At 65.5% G+C, this 21,822-nt stretch carries 22 protein-coding genes; 10 read left to right on the forward strand and 12 right to left on the reverse strand.

From position 1 onward, the window contains the following. The first annotated feature begins 27 nt into the window (after positions 1-27). Positions 28-1,005: a tripartite tricarboxylate transporter substrate binding protein BugD gene (locus tag EJI01_RS15325; RefSeq protein ID WP_126838013.1), complete on the forward strand. Its 978-nt coding sequence runs from the start codon at positions 28-30 to the stop codon at positions 1,003-1,005. Positions 1,006-1,010: 5 nt separating this feature from the next. Further along, positions 1,011-2,411 (forward strand): class II fumarate hydratase, encoded by a 1,401-nt coding sequence (locus EJI01_RS15330; RefSeq protein WP_126838014.1) that lies wholly within the window; start codon positions 1,011-1,013, stop codon positions 2,409-2,411. On the opposite strand, the gene EJI01_RS15335 is transcribed toward EJI01_RS15330, so the two are convergent. From EJI01_RS15335 to EJI01_RS15390, 12 genes are all read right to left on the reverse strand, one after another. Continuing rightward, on the reverse strand, positions 2,401-3,522 hold the full coding sequence (locus EJI01_RS15335; protein WP_126838015.1) for an SLC13 family permease: 1,122 nt from the start codon (positions 3,520-3,522) through the stop codon (positions 2,401-2,403). The two genes, EJI01_RS15330 and EJI01_RS15335, sit on opposite strands and share 11 nt — an antisense overlap. Then, positions 3,500-5,047 (reverse strand): class I adenylate-forming enzyme family protein, encoded by a 1,548-nt coding sequence (locus EJI01_RS15340; RefSeq protein WP_409513955.1) that lies wholly within the window; start codon positions 5,045-5,047, stop codon positions 3,500-3,502. The genes EJI01_RS15335 and EJI01_RS15340 overlap by 23 nt, the downstream gene beginning before the upstream one ends. A 131-nt stretch (positions 5,048-5,178) precedes the next feature. After that, on the reverse strand, positions 5,179-8,490 hold the full coding sequence (locus tag EJI01_RS15345) for a pilus assembly protein (protein ID WP_126838016.1): 3,312 nt from the start codon (positions 8,488-8,490) through the stop codon (positions 5,179-5,181). A 19-nt stretch (positions 8,491-8,509) separates the two neighbouring features. Next, positions 8,510-9,061 carry a PilX N-terminal domain-containing pilus assembly protein gene (locus EJI01_RS15350; protein WP_126838017.1) on the reverse strand — a complete coding sequence of 184 codons (552 nt, stop codon included), beginning with the start codon at positions 9,059-9,061 and terminating at the stop codon, positions 8,510-8,512. Further along, positions 9,058-10,116 (reverse strand): PilW family protein, encoded by a 1,059-nt coding sequence (locus EJI01_RS15355; RefSeq protein ID WP_126838018.1) that lies wholly within the window; start codon positions 10,114-10,116, stop codon positions 9,058-9,060. The genes EJI01_RS15350 and EJI01_RS15355 overlap by 4 nt, the downstream gene beginning before the upstream one ends. 8 nt (positions 10,117-10,124) lie before the next feature. After that, on the reverse strand, positions 10,125-10,721 hold the full coding sequence (gene pilV / locus EJI01_RS15360; RefSeq protein WP_185878933.1) for a type IV pilus modification protein PilV: 597 nt from the start codon (positions 10,719-10,721) through the stop codon (positions 10,125-10,127). After that, on the reverse strand, positions 10,722-11,204 hold the full coding sequence (locus tag EJI01_RS15365) for a GspH/FimT family pseudopilin (RefSeq protein ID WP_126838019.1): 483 nt from the start codon (positions 11,202-11,204) through the stop codon (positions 10,722-10,724). Beyond that, positions 11,195-11,674 (reverse strand): type IV pilin protein, encoded by a 480-nt coding sequence (locus EJI01_RS15370; protein ID WP_126838020.1) that lies wholly within the window; start codon positions 11,672-11,674, stop codon positions 11,195-11,197. The genes EJI01_RS15365 and EJI01_RS15370 overlap by 10 nt, the downstream gene beginning before the upstream one ends. Positions 11,675-12,003: 329 nt before the next feature. Further along, the gene (gene lipA, locus EJI01_RS15375; RefSeq protein ID WP_126838021.1) at positions 12,004-12,987 is read right to left on the reverse strand and encodes a lipoyl synthase; all 984 of its coding nucleotides are present in this window, start codon (positions 12,985-12,987) and stop codon (positions 12,004-12,006) included. 19 nt (positions 12,988-13,006) lie between these two features. Continuing rightward, the gene (lipB, locus tag EJI01_RS15380) at positions 13,007-13,666 is read right to left on the reverse strand and encodes a lipoyl(octanoyl) transferase LipB (RefSeq protein ID WP_409513956.1); all 660 of its coding nucleotides are present in this window, start codon (positions 13,664-13,666) and stop codon (positions 13,007-13,009) included. Positions 13,667-13,683: 17 nt separating this feature from the next. Continuing rightward, on the reverse strand, positions 13,684-13,980 hold the full coding sequence (locus tag EJI01_RS15385) for a YbeD family protein (protein ID WP_126838023.1): 297 nt from the start codon (positions 13,978-13,980) through the stop codon (positions 13,684-13,686). Between the two features lie 58 nt (positions 13,981-14,038). Continuing rightward, positions 14,039-14,944, reverse strand: coding sequence for an aminotransferase class IV (locus EJI01_RS15390; protein ID WP_126838024.1), 906 nt, complete (start codon positions 14,942-14,944; stop codon positions 14,039-14,041). A gap of 172 nt (positions 14,945-15,116) precedes the next feature. Here EJI01_RS15390 and EJI01_RS15395 point away from each other — a divergent pair, with 172 nt between their 5' ends. The 8 genes from EJI01_RS15395 (at position 15,117) to atpD (ending at position 21,816) form a co-directional block, all read left to right on the forward strand. Further along, positions 15,117-15,617 (forward strand): ATP synthase subunit I, encoded by a 501-nt coding sequence (locus EJI01_RS15395; protein WP_126838025.1) that lies wholly within the window; start codon positions 15,117-15,119, stop codon positions 15,615-15,617. A gap of 3 nt (positions 15,618-15,620) precedes the next feature. Next, entirely contained in the window at positions 15,621-16,478 is an 858-nt protein-coding gene (atpB, locus tag EJI01_RS15400; protein ID WP_126838026.1) for a F0F1 ATP synthase subunit A, read from the forward strand. Between the two features lie 63 nt (positions 16,479-16,541). Further along, positions 16,542-16,805 (forward strand): F0F1 ATP synthase subunit C, encoded by a 264-nt coding sequence (gene atpE / locus EJI01_RS15405; RefSeq protein WP_007830191.1) that lies wholly within the window; start codon positions 16,542-16,544, stop codon positions 16,803-16,805. 49 nt (positions 16,806-16,854) lie between these two features. Beyond that, positions 16,855-17,325: a F0F1 ATP synthase subunit B gene (locus EJI01_RS15410; RefSeq protein WP_126838027.1), complete on the forward strand. Its 471-nt coding sequence runs from the start codon at positions 16,855-16,857 to the stop codon at positions 17,323-17,325. 8 nt (positions 17,326-17,333) lie between these two features. Beyond that, on the forward strand, positions 17,334-17,864 hold the full coding sequence (locus EJI01_RS15415; protein WP_126838028.1) for a F0F1 ATP synthase subunit delta: 531 nt from the start codon (positions 17,334-17,336) through the stop codon (positions 17,862-17,864). A gap of 36 nt (positions 17,865-17,900) precedes the next feature. After that, the gene (gene atpA, locus EJI01_RS15420) at positions 17,901-19,454 is read left to right on the forward strand and encodes a F0F1 ATP synthase subunit alpha (RefSeq protein ID WP_126838029.1); all 1,554 of its coding nucleotides are present in this window, start codon (positions 17,901-17,903) and stop codon (positions 19,452-19,454) included. 18 nt (positions 19,455-19,472) lie between these two features. Further along, entirely contained in the window at positions 19,473-20,348 is an 876-nt protein-coding gene (gene atpG, locus EJI01_RS15425; RefSeq protein WP_126838030.1) for a F0F1 ATP synthase subunit gamma, read from the forward strand. A gap of 52 nt (positions 20,349-20,400) precedes the next feature. Then, positions 20,401-21,816, forward strand: a complete 1,416-nt coding sequence (gene atpD / locus EJI01_RS15430; RefSeq protein ID WP_126838209.1) for a F0F1 ATP synthase subunit beta — start codon at positions 20,401-20,403, stop codon at positions 21,814-21,816. Positions 21,817-21,822: the final 6 nt, after the last annotated feature.

Here is a 21,822-nt window from a genome sequence, read left to right on the forward strand (position 1 = left end):
CTTCCTTCCATTCCAGGAGACATGAGCATGCGTTTCATCAAGACCGTTCTGTGCGCGTTCGCGGCCACCGCCGCCATGGGTGCCGCAGACGCCCAGGCCTACCCGACCAAGCCGATCACGTGGATCGTTCCCTTCGCCGCCGGCGGCCCGACCGACGCGCTGGCGCGCAGCATCGCCGAGCGCGTGGCGCGCGAGCTCGGCCAGCCGATCGTGATCGACAACTCGGCTGGGGCCGGCGGCACCATCGGTGCAGCCAAGGCCGCACGCGCAGCGCCCGACGGCTACACCATGCTGGTCGGCCACATGGGCTACATGGGCGCCGCGCCTGCGCTCTACAAGAAGCTGAGCTATGACCCCGTGAAGGACTTCGAGCCCGTGTTCCGCTTCCCCGACACGCCGTTGGTGCTGATGGTGCGAAAGGAGCATCCGGCGAAGGACATCCAGGGGCTGATCGACTTCGGCAAGAAGAACCCGGACAAGCTCTTCATCAGCAATGCCGGCGTGGGCTCCAGTTCGCACCTGATCGCGGCGCTGGTCGCCAGTGCGGCCGGCGTCAAGGTCACGCTGGTGCCGTACAAGGGCGCGGGCCCGGCATTGGTGGACGTGATCGGCGGCCAGGTCGACGGCATCTTCGACCAGACCAACACCGCGCTGCCGCAGATCACCGAGTCGAAGGTGCGCGCGCTCGCCGTCACCTCGAAGGTGCGCCTGCCGCAACTGAAGGACGTGCCCACGCTGGCCGAGACGGTGCTGCCCGGCTTCGAGGCATCGACCTGGTACGGCATCTACGCGCCCAAGGGAACGCCCAAGGCCGCGCTCGACAAGGTCCAGCAGGCCTATCTGAAGGTCATGACGGACAAGGCCTTCACCGACAAGATGGCGAGCCAGGCGATCCAGATGCTCCCGACCGAGCAGTACACCGGTGCCGCGCTGGGCAAGCACACCGAGGCGGAAGTGGCGCGCTGGAAAGAGGTTGCGGCCAAGGCCAATATCTCGTTGGACTGAAGCGCATGACAGCCATGCGGATGGAGCTCGATGCCTTCGGTCCGGTCGAGATACCGGCCGACCGCTACTGGGGCGCACAGACCCAGCGCGCGCTGGGCGTCTTCGAGATTGGGGAGGAGCGCTTCCCTGCCTGCCTGATCCGCGCCTTCGGCTTGCAGAAGATGGCGGCCGCGCGCGCCAACCTGCGCTGCGGCACGCTCGACGCGGCACTGGCCGAGAAGATCGTCGCCGCCGCCGAAGAACTGCACGCGGGCCGCTTCGACGAACACTTCCCGCTCGCCATGTGGCAAACGGGCTCGGGCACGCAGACCAACATGAACGCGAACGAGGTGATCGCCAACCGCGCCAACGAGTTGCTGGGCCAGCCGCTGGGCACGCGCGCGCCGGTGCATCCCAACGACCACGTCAACGCGTCGCAATCGTCCAACGACAGCTTCCCGACCGTGATGCACCTGGTGGCGCTGCTGGAACTCACGCAACGCCTGCGGCCGGCGCTGGTGTTGCTGCGTCAACGGCTGGACGAACGCGCCGCGGCCTTCGCCGACGTGCTGAAGATCGCGCGCACGCACCTGATGGATGCAGTGCCGATGACAATGGGCCATGCCTTCGATGCCTTCGCGCGCCAGGTCGGCCATGGCATCGACCGCATCGACGCCACCTTGCCGCGCCTGTGCCTGTTGCCGCAGGGCGGCACCGCGGCCGGCACCGGGCTCAATGCGCCGTCTGGCTTTGACGCCGCCTTTTGCGATGAGCTGAGTGCGCTGGCCGGCGTGGCCTTCGCGCCGAATCCCAGCAAGTTCGAGGGCATGGCAGCGCACGACACGATGGTGGAGATTTCGGGCGCACTCAACGTCGTCGCGACCTCGCTGGTCAAGATCGCCAACGATATCCGCCTGCTCGGCTCGGGGCCGCGGTGCGGGCTGGGCGAGCTGGTGATTCCGAACGACGGGCTGACCAGCTCGATCATGCCGGGCAAGCGCAACCCGACCATCGCCGAAGTGGTGGTGCAGGCCGGGCTCCAGGTGATGGGCAACCACGTCACCATCACCATGGCCGGCGCCTCGGGGAACTTCGAGCTCAATGTCGCCAAGCCGGTGCTGATCCACAACCTGCTGCAGTCGATCCGCGTGCTGGCCGACAGCGCCCGCGTGTTCTCCGAACGGATGGTGAAGGACATCGAGGTCGACAGGCCGCGCCTGGCCGTCCACGTCGACAACGCGCTGCTGCTGGCGACCGCGCTCAATCCCGTGCTGGGCTACGACCGGGTCGCACAGATCACGAAGACCGCGCTGGAACGGAACATCAGCCCGCGGGATGCGGCCGTCGCGCTGGGCTTCCTGAGCGCCGCGGACTACGACCGGCTGGTCGATCCGTCCGCGATGGCCGCAATGAAGACTAGAGCCTGAGCAGCAGCGCCGAGGCCGCGCACACCAGCAGGAAAGGGATGCTGATGCGATGGAATTCGCGCAGCCCGTGCGGCACCTTGGCCAGCCTGAGGGCGATCAGGTTGGCCAGCGACCCCAGCACGCAGCCGAAGCCGCCGACGCTCACGCCAGCCGCCAGCGCCGGCAGGTCGTGCACGTAGCGCTCCAGCAGGATGGCCGCGGGCACGTTGCTGATGAACTGCGACGTGACGATCGCGGCGAGGTAGGCGCGCCAGCCCTCGGCGATGGTCCATTGGCCGAGCAGCGATGCGATGGCCGGCAGCTCGGCCAGCTGCCGCAGATCGACGAACATCAGCGCGATGATCGCGAGCAGCGCCCAGTCGACGCCGAGCAGCACGCGCGGCCGCAACAGCAGGAAGACGCCGAGCACCACGGCGAGGCCGGCCACCAGCCAGTGGCGATCGAGCGCTATCACGAAGCCGATGAAGAGCAGCCCCGACAGGGCGAGCAGCCGCGGCTGCATGGGTGCCGCATCGCCGGCCGGCTTGAGCAGGATCGGCGCGCGCGGCACCAGGAAGCGGATGGCGAGGAAGAGCCAGAACAGCATCAGCGCGACGGTCGGCGCCATCATGCCCATGAAGCCGATGAAGCTCTCGCCGGAGCGACGCCAGAGAAAGAGGTTCTGCGGATTGCCGATCGGCGTGAGCGCCGAGCCCGCGTTGACCGCCAGCGCCTCCAGCACCACCAGCCGCGCCAGCGGCAGATGCGCCTGCGCAGCCAGCACGCGCGTGAGCGGCACCAGGAGAAACAGGCTCACGTCGTTGGTGACCAGCGCCGAGAGCAGCGCCGCGCTCGCGGTGAGCAGAAAGACAAGCGTGCGCAGCTCGGTGGTGCGCGCGAGCAGCCGCGCGGCGGCGGCCTGCAGCATGCCGCTCTTCTCCACGCCCTGAGTGATGACGAGCAACCCGGCCAGTGCGCCGATGGTTTGCCAGTCGATCAGCAGCAGGTAGTCGATCGGCGGACGCGGCCGCGCGATCGCGAAGCCGATCGCCACCAGCGCCAGCACCCACAGCAGGGGGTTGCCGCCGCCAACGTGCGCGGGCGCGGCTTCAGCGTGCGGCGTCGCGCTCACGCAGCTCGCGCTTGAGCACCTTGCCGATCGCGCTGCGCGGAAGCTCGTCGATGAGCTGCAGGCGCGCGAGCCGCTGGGTCTTGCCGAGCTGGGCGTTGGCCCATTGCAGCAGCGCGTCGGCGGCGGTGTCGTCGCCGGCGCGCCGCACCACGAAGGCCACCGGCGTCTCGCCCCATTGCTCGGAGGGCACGCCGATCACCGCCACATCGGCCACCGCCGCATGCTCGCGCAACACCGCCTCGAGATCGCTCGGATAGATGTTGAAGCCGCCGCTGATGATCATGTCCTTCTTGCGATCGAAGAGCGTGAGGAAGCCCTCGTCGTCGAAGCGGCCGACGTCCCCGGTTCGGATGAAGCGCTTGCCCGCGGGATCGAACCATTCGGCTTCGCGCGTTTTCTCCGGCTGACGGTGGTAGCCGACCATCATGCCGGCCGAATGGCCCACCACCTCACCGGCCTCGCCGGGTGCGACTTCGCGGCCGCTTTCGTCGATCAAGCGGATGTCGCTGCCTTCTGCCGGCTGGCCGACCGTGTGCAGCTTGTCCGGATGCAGGTGCGCCTCGAGGATGCAGGTGCCGCCGCCCTCGGTCATGCCGTAGAACTCGATCAGGCCGCCGGGCCAGCGCTTCAGCACGTCGGCCTTGAGGGCAGCGTTGAATGGCGCACTGGTGCTGAACTTGAAGCGGAAGCTCGACAGGTCGTGCGCATCGAAGGCGGAGTGCGCCATCAGCCGCTGGTACTGCACCGGCACCAGCATCGTGTGCGTCACGCGATGTTGCTCGGCCAGCTTCAGGTAGCCGGCGGCGTCGAACTTCGGCATCAGGATCACGCAGCCGCCGTAGGCGATGGTCGGAAAAAACACGACCAGCGTGGTGTTGGAGTAGAGCGGCGTCGACAGCAGCGTGACAGTGTCGCGCCCGTACTCGTACTTCGCTCCGCGCCGCACATGGGCCCAGCGCATGCCGTGGCCCTGCACGATGCCCTTGGGTTCGCCGGTGGTGCCCGAGGAATAGATGATGTTGAAGGGCGAGGCGGGCTGCGGCTCGACGGCCGCAGGCCGCGTACCGGCCGGCGCGAGCCAGGCTTCGAGCGCTTGCCCGGCCTCGCAGCCGTCGAGCGCGATGCGCGGGACGCCTGCTGCTGCCGCATCGCCGATCACCTCGGCCGTGGCCGCATCGACGAACAGGATGCGCGCCTCGGCGTCCTCGATCATCCGCGCCAGGCTGGCGGGCGTGGAGCCGGGCGCCAGCGGCGCGACGGCGATGCCGGCGCGCAGCGCGCCCAGAAACACCGCCGCATAGTTCACGCTCGACGCGGCGCAGATCGCGATCGCATCGCCTGCGCGCAGGCCGTCGCGCTGAAGGCCGGCGGCGATGCGGTCCATCAGCGCGTCGAGCGCGCCGTAGTTCAGTTCGCGTGCGCCGTCGACCAGCGCGGGTCGCTCGGAGGCCTCATGCGCGTGAAGGTGGATCAGCTCGGCGATCACGCCGAAGTCGCGGTCCATCGCCGCCTGGAAATCGGTCATACGTGGTGAGAAGGATGTGGCGCCCGCATTGTCTGCACGCAGCGCTGTTCACGGACACGCACAGGATACCGAAGTCCTTGCAGCGAAGGATGCCAGCAGCAGGACGTGATTGGACGCCGGCTTCTTCGGCCTCAGTGGTCCCGGTCCGTCTCTCGATACCAGTAGGTCCGTTTCCGTATGTTCTTGATCGGTATGACCGGCTTTTGCGCCCCCAGGCCGGACTTGCCGTCGGCGCCGGAGCCACCGCCGCCGATCAGGAAGGGCAGCTGGCGGTCCGTACCGCCGACGTTGACCGTGACGATGCCGAACACGGGCGAGGGTGCCAGCCCGCCGCCGTCGAACAGACGGGAACTCGAAGCGCCAGTGAGGAAGTTCACCGAATAACTGCGCGCCGTGCCGAGATTGGCCTGGCAAGTGGTGCTGCTGGGAACGATGGGCTGGTTGGTGCCGAAGTAGACCAGGCCGCCGACGGTCGTCGGCGCGTTCACGCCTTTTTCGCCAGCGCCGGCTAGGGTGACGTAGAAGCCGTTCAGCGAGCCGTCGTACGGAATCGTGTTGGTGGCCTTGAACAGCGTCGCCGGCGCAAGGTTGGCGCTGCTGCTGGTGTCGTCGCGCACCGGTGTCCAGCCGCTCGCGCTCATGCCGACCTTGGTGTCCTTGATCATGTAGAAGCGGTTCACGATGTTGGTGGCCTGATGCGGCAGCAGAGGGTGCTCCCGGTCACCGGTGATGTCGAGCACCACGTCGTAGGTCTTCGTCAGCACCACGTCCGGCGGAAAGAAGAACTTGCGCCTGGTGGCGCCGCTTCCGCCCAGAGCGGCGAGGTGGGTGGCCTGCCAGGTGCTCATGTCGCCGCTGCCGGTGGGCTGAAGGTCCACGCGCCAGATGTTGCCGCCGGTATCTGCTGCGTAGAGCCGGTCGATGAGGCCGTCGAAGTCGCGATCCACCAGCGTGACGTCGGCGGGGATCGAGTAGGTCATCTCGGCCAGCTTGCAAGGGTTGCCGGTGCAGCTGCTGCCTGCGCCGCCCGGGCCGGCCTGCCACAGCACGTTGCCGGTCACCGCGTCGACGATGAAGATCCCGCGGCCCATGGTGTCGGCGTTGGGCGGCTCGACATCCTCGTTGGTGTCGTAGCCCGCACCGAAGATCAGCACCGGGTTGGCGTGGCCCTTGATCATGGCCACCTTCGGCTGCGACCATGTCTGCCCGAGTTCCGCGAAGCCTGTGTCGGCATTGGTGCGCTTCCACATGAACTTGGGGTTCGTGGGATCGCTCACGTCGAGCGCGTAGAGCAGGCGGCCGCCGCGGCGCGCCGAGAGGAAGATGTAGGCCTTCCCGGTGGCGCTGTTCTGGTAGACGCTGGGTGCGCCGTCGAAGAAGTAGTTCTTCGCGCTGCCGGTGGTCAAGGTGCCCAGCTTCAGCGTCGGGCTGTTCTCGTAGAGCCGCTGCAGGCCCGGGTAGAACTCCGAGGGCACGAAGCTCCACAACTCGCCGCCCGGCGGGATGCTCGTGGTGGCGCCGGTAGCGTCCCTCATGGTGAGGGCGCAGGTCGACGACACCGTGCAGTTGCCCATGGGCTTGCTACTGTCGGTGGGGTTGTTCGGCTGGTTGCCGTTGATGGCGCGGAACATGCCGTCGTTGGCGCCGTAGAACACCACCACGCCGGTCGTGCCGCCGTAGTTGATCACCGCGGGTCGGGAATGCAGGACGTCGCCGTGCACGGAGCCGCGGATCTTGATGCTTGCGTCGGGCGGGCTGCTCGATTCGCGGCCCGCTGCGGTGTCGCCGGCCGCGTAGGTGTCTTCGCCGCGGACCCAGTTGATCAGGTTGGCCGGGGTCACCTTGCTGTCGATGATACCCAGCGCCGTCGCGCTGAGATTCGTGTTGTCGGCCTTGAAGGGCATCGTGCTCAAAGCCGCATTGGCGCTGCAACCGGTGCCGATGCAGGTAAAGACGTTGCGCGCGGTCGTGGGTGTCGCGGCGGCCGCGGTGGCCGAATAGCTGTCTGTCAGGTACTTGAGCCGAATCTGTTGCCCGACGCCACCCTTCTCGACGACCTGTCCATCCTCCCAGTCGTACCCGTCCTTGGCGCCTTGCTCCTTGAAGGCATTGAGCCAGAAGCCGCCCTTGGAGTCGGGCAGGGAACCGATGGACTTGGAGGTCCAGAAGCTCACTGCCGAGGGCGAGATGAAGCCCGTGCCCGCTGCGCTCAGTGCCCGGTTGGCGTTGGTGCCGACCGAGTACTTCCCCCAGGAGGCGTCGGCAAGGAACAACTGCGGCGCCGTCGGGTCGGTGATGTCGACACCGAACTGGTATTGCTTGAGGTTGCCCTGCCAGCGCGGGTTGACGTCGCCGTCGGGGCGGAACATGCCCATGTAGATCTGGTTGAGGTAGGTGCCTTGCGTGTTGGCGCTCACCGGCAGCACCGGCGCCGCGAACACGCTGTTGACGGCCTGCACCTCGTTGAAGATCTGGAGGATGGCGTCGATCAGGCCCTGGACGTCTCCGAGCTCGACCAGGAAATACTTGCCGCCGCCCTGTTCGGCCATGCTGACCATGAGCTGTTCGTAGTCGGGGTTGCTGCCATCGCTGAGGATGATGGTGTAGGTCGTGATGCCCGGATACGTCGTCGCGAGATTGGGCGAACTGCCCGTGTACATGAAGTTCGCCCATTCGTCCGCATAGTCGCTGCGGTACTTGCCGGAGGCCGCGGAAGAGGAGAGCTCCGATTTCCAGGCCGGCAGCGTCAATTGCGCAGGCAGTGCACTCAAGCCTGCTGCGGCCTGCAAGGCCGTGCCGCCCCGGGTGCCGCTGTCCTGCGGCTTCTGGTTGTTGGTGGCGAGCGTGATGTAGAGAACGAAGTTCTTGCCGCAGGCTTGCTGGTTCGCCAGGCCCGGGTAGGTGGTGCCCGAGAGGCCGGTCTTGCCCTGGTAGAAGGCCCACGCTTCCTGCATCGCCTGCGCGATCTGGTTGTTGTTGCCCTTGTCCTTGTTGAGACTCAGCGCCTCGACGCGTCGGAGCATCTTGCCGACGCCCTTGCTGTCATCGGAGCTGGTTCCGTCCATGAGAAGCAGCGAGCCGGGCGCGGGCGATGCTGCAGGCAGGACGAAGGTGCCGCCGTCGGTGGGGCCCCCCGGGAAGTACATCAAGCCCAGATTGATGTTGCCGTTGAGTGCCGCGTTGCTGCCGATCTTGGAGACCGCGCTGTGCAGGCCGCATTGTTCGAAGCCGAGGTTCTTGTTCGGGTCGTTGACCGTCAGGGATGGGCATGTGAAGCTCGAACTCGCACTGGCCGCCGCCGCGTTGTCGAGAATGATCAGCATGTTCGGGATGCTGCCGCCGGACGAGCCCTGGTAGATGTCGATGTCTTCGGCCCGTACCGCGGCGCTGGCCAGCGTCAGCAGGGCCAAGGCACCCAGTTGCAAAAATTGTGAGTTGCGCATCGGTCCTATTCCTGATTGATCAGCATGCGGCGCCAACGGCCACGCGCACGGCGATGCCCTGGTGCACGGTCGGGGCCGGCTCCGTGCTCCCGGGCGGCGTGGCGGTGGCATTGACTTCCCAGTTCGAGTTCGAGCACAGCGAGTTGCCGCTCGCGCCCGAGCCGACGATGCCCGTGTTCTGCGAAGCGCCGCTGGCATAGCAGGGCTGGTCGTCCGTGTTGGTGGCGTCCAGCTCGCTCAGCTTGATCGGCTTGACGCCGGTACAAAGCGGCGCCGGCACCTCGACGGTGTAGGCCGAGCCGGGCTGGCCGCTGTTGTTGATGTCTATCACCGACGTGCTGGGCACCGGCAGCGAAGTGAAGTCGGCGCTGATCGTGCTTTCGATCGCCTGCTGCGCGGCCGCGCCGGCCTCCTTCTGGGTCTGCATGTTGCCGACCAGCTTGGTGTTGACGTTGACGGCCTTGATGGACGAGACGACGATCAGCGTGATCACCATCAGAAAGATCATCGAGACCAGCAAGGTGGCGCCTGCCTGCATGCGCGGCGCGGCGCTGCGCCTGGAGCGGTTCATGGTGTTTCCCTCTGGCCCGAGCTGTTGTAGAGGCGCGCGACCGTGCTGTAGACGTGGCGCTTGATGCGGTCGTTGAAGGGGCCTGCGGCCGGCACGGCCAGCCCCATGTCGTAGGTTCTGGCGTCGGTCCAGCCGCCGCTCGGCTCGGTGTTGCGCGCCAGCACGTGAATGCGAATGGCCATCACGTTGGCCCAGTTGGTCAGCGCCACGGTCCAGTCGTAGGCCGGCGTGGTTTGCGGGCATACCGCGACGGCAATTTCCGATGCCGGCGGACTGGCCGGATTGCTGGTGTAGCAGTCCGGGGAGCCGCTGCCGTCCATGTCGATTCCGTAGTCGAGCTGCAGGTTCTCGATGCCTTCCACCAGCGGGGTGATCTTCATCTCGCCGTTCAGATACTCGGCCATCTTGAGCGTGGGAATGGTGTCGGTGCCGCACACATTGCAGGTGCTCACGAAGTACACGTGCTGCACGATCTTGCGCAGTGGCGCAAGCTTGCTCGGCAGGCAGTCCTTCTGCATCAGCGGAAAGCTGGCCGCGGAGGCGCCGGCTGCGGCCGCAAAGGGCAGCGTGTCATTCGAGCAGGTGGAAACCTGCAGGTAGGCCTCGGCTGCGACTGCCGACGCGGGGCTTACGATGTTGGTGCTGACGCGCGTGACGACCAGCATCGCTGTGCCCGCCATGACATTGCTGATGCAACTCGGCGTGCTGCTCAGTCCGTGGATCGGCAAGGGAACGGTGGAAGTGCCCGGGCTCGTCATTGCAAAGTAGCCGAGGGCGGCGACATTCGTAGGGCAGGCCACCGGCGCCACGGTCGCGAAAGCGGTGCTCGAGGAAGCGCCGACGAAACCGGCCATCTGGATGTCTTCACTGAGCAGCTGGAGCGCGTAGCGCCCGTTTTCGATCTGGCGCCCGGTCTTGTCGAGTTCGGAGCGCGAGCTCACGGTCGAGACCAGCAAGCTGATCAGGCCGATCATCAGGAACAGGCCGAGCGTGATGGCCACCATCAGCTCGACCAGCGTGAAGCCGCTGTTGTGCCGCCGGTAGCCGGAATGCATGCGCGCTCTCACGACAACGCCCCGATCCGCACCTTGGTCGTGACCACCCGATGCAATTTTTCGTCGCCGTAGGCTCCGCTGCCGCAGGGAAAGGCGGTGCTGCCATCGGCCAGGGTCGGCGCGGCCGTCTTGGCCAGGCCTTGCCACGACACGGCGATCAGATAGATGTTGTTGGCCGCGTCGTCGAGCGTCACGCAGCCGATCGCTCCGATCATGGCGCCGAGCTTGGCGCCCGACTGGGTTTCGGCCTGGCCACTGATCAAGTCTTTCCAGGCCGTGAGATCGGCAGCCGCCTGGGTTTGCTGCTGCACGTTGCCCGCGGTGCAGGCCGGCACGGTGGTGCTGGTCGCGCTCAACTGCAAGCCGGTGGCGCCATTCGAATAGCAGCTTGCGACCTTCCGGTTCGCATTGAGGCGATCGGCCATGTCCTGCACGAGCTGTAGCGCCTTGATCCGCTGGTAGGCCTCCATCTCGGCAACGTTGGCGCGGCTGCTCACGCCTGCCAGGCCGAGCAGCCCGAAGAGCAGGATCACGAGCGTGACCAGGACTTCGATCAGTGCGACCCCCTGCTGGGCCGTCACGCGAGCCGGAATGCGCGGCGCCATCTAGCAGGCCCCCATGCTGCTGCTCGGCAGGCCGCTCAGCCCGATGGAAATGCAGCGCGAATTGACGCCTGCCATGGTGGCCGACGGCGCGATGGTGAACTTGGTGCTCGTGGTCACGGTGCGGCCGTCCTTGCCATAGGTGATGACGTCCAGGTCGCTCGAGTCGCTGATGGCGAGGTTCTTGTAGGCCTGCTGGCTGTGGAAGACGTTAGCGCCGTCCTTCACTTCCCAGCCTTCGTCCCAGGCGCTGCCTGTCTTCGCCAGATCGACGCTGCGATTGCGGGTCACGGCCTCGCTGCGAGCGAGCGTGAGCGCCGCCATCAAGTCGAAGGAAACGTTGCGGATGCGCTGGTTCGCAACGAAGGCGCGAAACGAGGGCAGCGCAAGCGCAGCGAGGACGCCCATCACCGTGATCACGGTGACCAGTTCGATCAGGGTGAAGCCGCGGACGTGGCGGCGCGTGCGGCGACGGCTTACCAGCATCCCGCAGCTCCGCTGGTGCCCGACGCAGTCTTCGCTCCCGCTTCGTCGATGGTCAGCGTCCCGCAGGCGGTGTCCCTGGCGGCCTGACCGCCGGTCGGCGTGGCGGTGATCCTGAACTTCGGTGGCGTGCCGGCAACGGGGGCCGCCTCGATGGAGTAGTTGGACGACACATTCGACGGAGGTGAATAGTTCAACGCGGCCAGATTCGGGGCGTAGCTCCGCGCGTCCAAAAGGTAGCGCTGCTCGAGGTTGCTGAGTTCGAGCATGTAGCCCTGGGCGGCCGATCGATTAGAACGAACGATGTAATTGGTATACGAGGGATAGGCGATCGCTGCCAGGATGGCGACGATCGCCACCGTCACCATCAACTCGATCAAGGTGAAGCCACGCGATGGCCGCCGTCCGTTGCAGCGCGCGCGCCGGCTTGACAGCGTGAATGCAGTCGACGGCAATTCCAGAAACTGATGCATGGAGGCCAATCCCTTCGAGCGCCCAGAAAAATTTCAAAACGTGACTATATGTTAATAATGTGAAAAATTCACATTCGATGATCGTTGCGCGAAAAGGCTTTTCGCGCACAAGTTCACGCGCCTGGGCAGAGCGAATGAGGGCGCAGCCTCGAGGCCTGACGGATGGACGAGAAAGGAGGCGCGCTCGCACATGCGGCGCGCACGATCTGCTCGCCGCGAGAATTCCGCAGTGGTTTTTTTACGTTGAGCAGGCCGAGTGCGCAAGGCACTGGCGGGCACTGGCAAGTGCGCTCGCGCGCTGAAGCCGCAAGCAGGCTTCCGGTCGAGGCCTAGACGCCGGCCGCGTGCGCTTGCTGGTCGGCGTGGTAGCTGCTGCGCACCATCGCGCCCACGGCGGCATGGCTGAAGCCCATCTTGTAGGCCTCTTCCTCGAACATCTTGAAGGTGTCGGGATGCACATAGCGGCGCACCGGCAAGTGGCTGCTGCTGGGCGCGAGGTACTGGCCGACGGTCAGCATGTCGATGTCATGCGCGCGCATGTCGCGCATGACCTGCAGGATCTCTTCGTCGGTTTCGCCGAGGCCGACCATGATGCCGCTCTTGGTCGGCACCTCGGGATGCAGTCCCTTGAACTTCTTCAAGAGGTTGAGGCTGAATTGGTAGTCGCTGCCCGGGCGCGCTTCCTTGTAGAGGCGCGGCGCGGTCTCGAGGTTGTGGTTCATGACGTCCGGCGGCGCGGCCTTGAGGATTTCGAGCGCGCGGTCGTCGCGGCCGCGGAAGTCGGGCACCAGGATCTCGATTTGCGTTTGCGGCGAGAGCTCGCGGATGTTGCGGATGCAGTCGACGAAGTGCTGGCTGCCGCCGTCGCGCAGGTCGTCGCGGTCGACGCTGGTGATCACCACGTACTTGAGGCGCAGCTTGGCGATGGTCTTCGCGAGGTTCAGCGGCTCGTCCTTGTCCAGCGGATCGGGCCGCCCGTGGCCGACGTCGCAGAAGGGGCAGCGCCGCGTGCACTTGTCGCCCATGATCATGAAGGTGGCGGTGCCGTTGCCGAAGCATTCGCCGATGTTGGGGCAGGAGGCTTCTTCGCAGACCGTGTGCAGGTTGCTCTCGCGCAGGATCTGCTTGATCTCGTAGAAGCGGGTGGTCGGGCTGCCGGCCTTGACGCGAATCCACTCGGGCTTCTTGAGCACCTCGCCCTGCTGGATCACCTTGACCGGGATGCGCGACAGCTTGGCCGCGGCCTTCTGCTTGGCCAGGGGGTTGTAGTTTTCGGCGCTCTGTGCGTCGCGGACAACGTCGAGGGTGCTCATGGCTTCTCTTGAGTGGGGCTCAAGGCGCGAGGTAGGCGGCCAGCTTGCCGGCCAGCACCTGCGCGGCTTCGTCCCAGGTTGTTTGAACGCCGATTGTAGAAAGATCGACGGTTTCGAGCCCTGCATAGCCGCAGGGGTTGATGCGCGAGAAGGGTTCCAGGTCCATCGCGACGTTGAGCGCAACGCCGTGGTAGGCGCAGTGCCGGCTGACCTTGATGCCCAGTGCGGCGATCTTGCCGAGGCCGCGGAAGGGGTCGGTGGGATGCATCGGGCCGGTCAGCGCGGCGTGCGAGAAGGGGTCGTCGAGCCGCACATAGATGCCCGGTGCGCCCCCCACGCGGTGGCCGGTGACGCCGAAGTGCGCCAGCGTACGGATCACCGACTCCTCGATGCGAAAGACGTATTCCTTCACGTAGTAGCCGGCGCGCCGCAGGTCGACGAGCGGATAGGCCACCACCTGGCCGGGGCCGTGGTAGGTCACCTGGCCGCCGCGGTCGGTCTGCACGATCGGAATGTCGCCGGGATTCAGCACATGGTCGGCCTTGCCGGCCAGGCCCTGCGTATAGACCGGAGGGTGTTCGCAGATCCAGAGCGCGTCGGCAGTGTCCGGCGTGCGCTCCCGTGTCGCCTGCTGCATCGCCGCGTAGGTCGGCGCGTAGGCGACGCGGCCGAGCCACACGGGCGCGAGCGCTGTGCTCAGAGCACCACCTTGACCATCGGATGCGCGGACAGCGCCATGTAGATGGCGTCGAGCTGCTCGCGGCTGGTGGCGGTGACGGTGATGGTCACGCCCAGGTAGTTGCCGGCTTTGCTGTTGCGCAGCTCGATGGTGCTGGCATCGAAGTTCGGATCGAACTGCTCGGCGATCAGAGTGATCGCATGCACGAAGCCATCGGCCTTGGCGCCCATGACCTTGATCGGAAACTGCGAGGGGTACTCGATCAGCGATTCCTTGCGCGCGTCGATCGGCGGGGTGTCGGGGGATGTGCTCATTAGGTAACCTCCGTGCTGTGCACTGCGGCGTGAGCCCCTTCGGGCGGCCGGGCGGGGCTCATGCGTGGACTCCTTGCTCTCGCGCGCTGCGCTCGATGGCCCGCTGGTAGCCCGCATGCAGCGCCTGGAAGACCGGGCCGGGACGTCCCGATCCGATAGGCTGGCCGTCGAGCGTGACCACCGGCAGCACTTCCTTGCTGGCCGAGGACAGCAGCAGTTCGTCGGCGCCGAAGACTGCGTCGCGTGCGATGCGGCGCAGCGAGAAGGGGAAGTTCGCCTCGGCGCAGATGCGCTCTATGAGGCCGTAGCGGATGCCCGTGAGCACCAGCTCGTCCTTGGGCGGTCCGTAGACCGCGCCGTCCTTCACCACCCAGACGTTGCTCGACGATGCCTCGCTGAGCCAGTCGCCGCGGAACATGATGGTCTCGGCCGCGCCGGCCTCGACGCTGATCTGCCGCGCCAGCACCGCGCCCAGCAGGCTGGTGCTTTTGATGTGCGCCTTCTGCCAGCGGAAGTCGTGCGCGCTCACGCAAGCGACGCCCTTGGCGCGCATCGCTTCGGACACCGGCTTCATCGGGTTCAGCATGACGAACACGGTGGGCACGAGGCCCTGCACCATCGCATGCTCGCGCGGGGCCACGCCGCGCGTGACCTGGATGTAGATGGCCTGCACGGCCGCGCGCTCGGAAGGCGGGCTGGCCTCGACGAGATGCATCGCGATCGCGCGCCATTGCGCATGCGTCAACGGATTGGCGATCTGCAGCTCGCCCAGCGAGCGGTCGAGCCGCGCCATGTGCTCCTCGAAGCAGAAAGGCACGCCGCCGTAGACCGGCACCACTTCATAGACGCCGTCGCCGAAGATGAAGCCGCGGTCGAGCACGCTGACCTTGGTGTCGCGAAGAGGCTCGTAGCTGCCGTCGAGGTAGCAGAGGGAGTCGGGGATGGCGTCGGCGATCGGGTGCATAGGAGATTATGGTGGGGCCACTCCGGCGCTTTCCAACTGCTGTGCGCTTGCCGCAGCGCGGGGCAAGGATGTTTTGCGAGCGCGGCTCGGAACATGGCGGAGAGCCATGGGTTTTTACTTATAATCAATGGCTTTGTAGAAATTCTGGGTCGTCATCCGGGCTTCATTCGAAATGAAAACAATCGCCCGCGATGTGAGAGAGAGGGAAGTCCGAGAGGACGCTCAAGACCCGGATGCTGACTTCAAGCCGTTGACCGCCGAAGAGGCCCAGCGGCTGCGCGAAAAGAAGCCGTCGATCTCGCCTTGGCGCGTGATTGCGGTTCAGATCGGAGCGGGGCTGCTGGTGGCGTTGGCCGCCTGGGGCCTGACGGGGAGGCAAAATCTGGGGTGGTCCGCCGGATACGGCGCACTGGCAGTGGTCATTCCCGCTGCGGTGTTCGCGCGGGGGCTCACCGGAAGGTTTTCTTCCCTGAATCCGGGCACTGCGGTGTTCGGATTCTTCTTGTGGGAAATGGTCAAGATGGCCTTGACGGTGGCGATGCTGATCGCCGCGCCAAGGCTGGTAACGGCGCTGAGCTGGCCGGCGATGCTGGTCGGCCTGGTGGTGACAATGAAGGCGGCGTGGGTGGCAGTGATGCTGGCTCCCAGGCGCTTGAAACTTAAAGACGAGTAACGGATGGCTGCTGAAAACGCTGCGGAACATGGTCAGACCGCTGGTGAATACATCGTTCACCACTTGACGCATCTTCAGAGCTCCAAGCCGACGGGCGTCGCCGACCTCTCGGTCTTCAACTTCGACTCCTTGTTCTTCTCGATCCTGCTCGGCGTGCTGGGCTGCTGGGTGCTGTGGTCGGCCGCGCGCAAGGCCACCTCGGGCGTGCCGGGCCGATTCCAGGCTGCGGTCGAAATCCTGGTAGAAGTGGTCGACCAGCAGGCCAAGGGCATCGTCCACAACGCCAACAGCCGCAAGTTCGTGGCACCGTTGGCGCTCACGATCTTCGTGTGGATCTTCCTGCTCAACGCGATGGACCTGCTGCCCGTCGATCTGCTGCCCTGGATCTGGGGTCTGATCCATGGCGATCCGCACCATGCCTATCTGCGCGTGGTTCCCACGGCCGACCTCTCGGTGGCCATGGGCATGTCGGTCTCGGTGCTGCTGATCTGCCTGTACTACAACGTCAAGATCAAGGGCCTGGGCGGCTGGATCCACGAGCTGTTCACCGCGCCCTTCGGCAACCACTGGGCGCTCTATCCCTTCAACTTCGCGATGCAGATGATCGAGTTCATCGCCAAGACCGTCTCGCACGGCATGCGTCTGTTCGGCAACATGTATGCCGGCGAACTGATCTTCCTTCTGATCGCACTGATGGGCGGCGCCTGGACGCTGTCGGCCACGGGCGTGTTCCTCGCGCTCGGCCATGTCGTCGCGGGCACCGCGTGGGCCATCTTCCACATCCTGATCATCACGCTGCAGGCCTTCGTCTTCATGATGCTGGCGCTGGTGTACGTGGGCCAGGCGCACGATCACCACTGATCGGCGTTCTCTTCAGTTTTTCGTTTTTCTTTTCTCTTCAACCAAAGTCCTCTAGGAGTCATCATGGAAGTTATTAGCTTTGTTGCACTGGCCGCCGGCCTGATCATCGGTCTGGGCGCTGTGGGCGCATGTATCGGCATCGGCATCATGGGCAGCAAGTACCTCGAGTCGGCTGCACGCCAGCCCGAGCTCATGGGTGAACTCCAAACCAAGATGTTCCTGCTGGCCGGTCTGATCGACGCCGCGTTCATCATCGGTACCGGCATCGCGCTGTGGTTCGCAACGGCCAACCCGTTCCTCGCGCAAATCGCCAACCTGCCGAAGTAATCGGGGACCCGGCTTCTCGTCGGATCGAATCCCAAAGAGAGGGTGAAAAGTGAGCATTACCGGTACCCTGATCGTCCAGATGATCGTGTTCCTGATTCTTGTCGGGTTCACGATGAAGTTCGTGTGGCCGCCGATCGCCAAGGCGCTGGATGAGCGTGCCCAGAAGATCGCCGATGGCCTGGCTGCTGCCGACAAGGCCAAGGCCGCGCTGTCCGATGCGGACAAGCGGGTGGAAGTCGAACTGGGCAAGGCGCGCAACGAGTCCGCGCAACGTCTTGCCGATGCCGAACGTCGTGCGCAGGCCATCGTTGAAGAGGCCAAGGCCCGCGCCACGGAAGAAGGCAACAAGATCGTCGCAGCCGCCCGTGCCGAAGCCGAGCAGCAGGCCGTGAAGGCGCGCGAGACCCTGCGCGAGCAGGTGGCCGCGCTGGCCGTCAAGGGCGCCGAGCAGATCCTGCGCAAGGAAGTGAATCCGGCCGTGCACGCCGATTTGCTCGCCCGCCTGCAGACCGAACTCTGATCGAAGCCATGGCAGAACTCGCCACCATTGCACGTCCTTATGCCGAAGCGCTGTTCAAGGCGTCTTCGTCGGACCTCGCGGGCGCCGGCGCCTGGCTCGAAAAAGTCGCCGCCATCGCCGCCAACCCCGAGCTCCAGCAGTTCGCGGACAACCCCAAGGTCACGCCCGAGCAGGTGCTCGGCGTCATCGCCGGCGCTTACGGCGCTGCGTTGCCGGCTGCCGCCAACAACTTCCTGATGGCCCTGCTCGAGAACGGGCGCTTTTCCGCGCTGCCGGAAATCGCGAAGCAGTTCCGGGCCCTGGCGAATGCGCAAAGCGGTTCGTCCGACGCCGTCGTATACAGCGCCTTCCCGATCGATGCGGCAGCGCTGAATGGCGTTGCTGCGGCGCTTGAAAAGCGCTTCGGCCGCAAGCTGCAGATCTCGGTCCAGCAGGAGCCGGCCCTGATCGGCGGCATTCGTGTGGTGGTGGGTGACGAGGTGCTCGACACCTCCGTCAAAGCGCGCCTCGAACAAATGAAAGTTGCGCTGGCAGCCTGAGGCCGTCAGCCCTTACAAAGAAAGAAGGAAAGAGTCATGCAACTCAATCCCGCAGAAATTTCCGAACTGATCAAGAGCCGCATCGAAGGCCTCGGCGTCAGCGCGAACATTCGCAACGAGGGCACCGTGGTGTCGGTGACCGACGGCATCGTGCGCGTGCACGGCCTGTCGGACGCGATGCAGGGCGAAATGCTCGAGTTCCCGCCCACGGCGGACGGCACGCCGTCCTTCGGCCTGGCGCTGAACCTCGAGCGCGACTCGGTCGGCGCCGTGATTCTGGGCGAGTACGAGCACATCTCGGAAGGCGACACCGTCAAGTGCACGGGGCGCATCCTGGAAGTGCCGGTCGGCCCCGAGCTCATCGGCCGCGTGGTGAATGCACTCGGCCAGCCGATCGACGGCAAGGGTCCGATCAACGCCAAGATGACCGACGTGATCGAAAAGGTCGCCCCGGGCGTGATCGCCCGCAAGTCGGTCGACCAGCCCATGCAGACCGGCCTCAAGTCCATCGACTCGATGGTGCCGATCGGCCGCGGCCAGCGCGAGCTGATCATCGGCGACCGCCAGACCGGCAAGACCGCGGTGGCGATCGACGCGATCATCAACCAGAAGGGTCAGAACATGACCTGCGTCTACGTCGCGATCGGCCAGAAGGCTTCGTCGATCAAGAACGTGGTGCGCGCGCTGGAGCAGGCCGGCGCGATGGACTACACCATCGTGGTCGCCGCTTCGGCTTCCGAATCGGCCGCCATGCAGTACGTGAGCGCGTATTCGGGCTGCACGATGGGCGAGTACTTCCGCGATCGCGGCCAGGACGCGCTGATCGTCTATGACGACCTGTCCAAGCAGGCCGTGGCCTACCGCCAGGTCTCGCTGCTGCTGCGCCGCCCGCCGGGCCGCGAAGCCTACCCCGGCGACGTGTTCTATCTGCACAGCCGCCTGCTCGAACGCGCAGCCCGCGTGAATGCCGACTACGTCGAAGCCTTCACCAAGGGCGAAGTCAAGGGCAAGACCGGCTCGCTGACCGCACTGCCGATCATCGAAACGCAGGCCGGCGACGTGTCCGCCTTCGTGCCGACCAACGTGATCTCGATCACCGACGGCCAGATCTTCCTGGAAACCAACCTGTTCAACGCCGGCATCCGTCCCGCCATCAATGCCGGTATCTCGGTGTCGCGCGTGGGTTCGTCGGCGCAGACCAAGGTCATCAAGAGCCTGTCGGGCGGTATCCGTACCGACCTCGCGCAGTACCGCGAACTCGCGGCCTTCGCGCAGTTCGCCTCCGACCTCGACGAAGCCACCCGCAAGCAGCTCGACCGCGGTGCCCGCGTGACCGAACTGCTGAAGCAGGCCCAGTACAGCCCGCTGCCCATCTCGCTGATGGGTGCCTCGCTGTTCGCGGTGAACAAGGGCTTCATGGACGATCTCGACGTCAAGAAGGTGCTGCCGTTCGAACACGGCCTGCACCAGTTCCTGAAGTCCAGCCACGGCGCGCTGCTCGACAAGATCGAGCAGGCCAAGGCGATCGACAAGGACGCCGAGGCCGAATTGACGGCCGCCGTCACCTCGTTCAAGAAGTCGTTCGCCTGATCGACCCAAGGAGTCCCAATGGCAGCTGGTAAGGAAATCCGCGGCAAGATCAAATCGGTGGAGAACACCAAGAAGATCACCAAGGCCATGGAAATGGTGGCCGCGTCGAAGATGCGCAAGGCGCAGGAACGCATGCGCGCCGCCCGCCCCTACAGCGAGAAGATCCGCAACATCGCGGCCAATCTCGGCCAGGCGAACCCGGAGTACACGCACGCCTTCATGAAGGTCAACGACGTGAAGGCCGCGGGCTTCATCGTCGTGACGACCGACAAGGGCCTGTGCGGTGGCATGAACACCAACGTGCTGCGCGTCGTGACGACCAAGCTGCGCGAGCAGCAGTCGGCCGGTGTCGCCATCGAGGCGGTGGCGATCGGCAACAAGGGCCTGGGTTTTCTGAACCGCATCGGCGCCCGCGTGGTCTCGCATGTCACCCAGCTGGGCGACACGCCGCATCTCGACAAGCTGATCGGCCCGGTCAAGGTGCTGCTCGACGCATACGCTGAGGGCAAGCTCAGCGCGGTCTATCTCTGCTACACCAAGTTCATCAACACGATGCGCCAGGAGTCGGTGGTCGAGCAGCTGCTGCCGCTGGCCGCCGAATCGATGAAGATGGAAAAGGGCCAGCACTCCTGGGACTACATCTACGAGCCCGATGCCCAGAGCGTGATCGACGAACTGCTGGTGCGCTACGTCGAATCGCTGGTGTACCAGGCGGTGGCCGAGAACATGGCGTCGGAGCAGTCGGCGCGCATGGTCGCGATGAAGTCTGCCACCGACAACGCCGGCAACGTGATCGACGAGCTCAAGCTGGTCTACAACAAGACCCGCCAGGCCGGCATCACCAAAGAGCTGTCGGAGATCGTTTCGGGCGCTGCGGCGGCCGCAGGCGTCTGAAGACCTTCGGTCCTTCGACCTCAACCAGAATTAATTTTTACCGGAGCAGATGATGGCTCAAGCAAATACAGCGCAAGGCAAGATCGTTCAATGTATCGGCGCCGTGGTCGACGTGGAATTTCCGCGCGACCAGATGCCCAAGGTGTACGACGCGCTGCAATACGAAGGCGGCACGCTGACCCTCGAAGTGCAGCAGCAGCTCGGCGACGGCGTGGTGCGCACCATTGCGCTCGGCTCGTCCGACGGCCTGCGTCGCGGCCTGGTCGTGACCAACACCGGCAACCCGATCACCGTGCCCGTGGGCAAGGCGACCTTGGGTCGCATCATGGACGTGCTCGGTCGCCCGATCGACGAGCGCGGCCCGGTCGGCCAGGAAGTCACCGCTTCGATCCACCGCAAGGCACCGGCCTACGACGAGCTCTCGCCGTCGACCGACCTGCTGGAAACCGGCATCAAGGTGATCGACCTGGTCTGCCCCTTCGCCAAGGGCGGCAAGGTGGGCCTGTTCGGCGGCGCCGGCGTGGGCAAGACCGTGAACATGATGGAACTCATCAACAACATCGCCAAGGCCCACTCCGGCCTGTCGGTGTTCGCCGGCGTGGGTGAGCGCACCCGCGAAGGCAACGACTTCTATCACGAGATGTCCGACTCGGGCGTGGTCAACCTCGAGAACCTCGGCGAGTCGAAAGTGGCCATGGTTTACGGCCAGATGAACGAACCCCCGGGCAACCGCCTGCGCGTGGCGCTGACCGGCCTGACCATCGCCGAATCGTTCCGCGACGAAGGCCGCGACGTGCTCTTCTTCGTCGACAACATCTACCGCTACACGCTGGCCGGTACCGAAGTGTCCGCTTTGCTGGGCCGCATGCCTTCCGCCGTGGGCTACCAGCCGACGCTGGCCGAGGAAATGGGCCGCCTGCAGGAGCGCATCACCTCGACCAAGGTCGGCTCGATCACCTCGATCCAGGCCGTGTACGTGCCGGCCGACGACTTGACCGACCCGTCGCCCGCCACCACCTTCGCCCACCTGGATTCCACCGTGGTGCTGTCGCGCGACATCGCGTCGCTCGGCATCTACCCGGCCGTGGACCCGCTGGACTCGACCTCGCGCCAGCTCGACCCGCATGTGGTCGGCGAAGAGCACTACAACGTGGCCCGCGCCGTGCAAGGCACGCTGCAGCGCTACAAGGAACTGCGCGACATCATCGCGATCCTGGGCATGGACGAACTGGCTCCCGACGACAAGCTGGCCGTGGCCCGTGCGCGCAAGATCCAGCGCTTCCTGTCGCAGCCCTTCCACGTGGCCGAAGTGTTCACCGGCTCGCCCGGCAAGTACGTGCCGCTGGCCGAAACCATCCGCGGCTTCAAGATGATCGTGAACGGCGAAGCCGACCACCTGCCGGAACAGGCGTTCTACATGGTGGGCGGTATCGACGAGGCTTTCGAGAAAGCCAAGAAGGTCGCCTAAGGCGCC

Source organism: Variovorax sp. MHTC-1, from assembly GCF_003984645.1.
In the GTDB taxonomy this organism is placed as follows: domain Bacteria; phylum Pseudomonadota; class Gammaproteobacteria; order Burkholderiales; family Burkholderiaceae_C; genus Variovorax.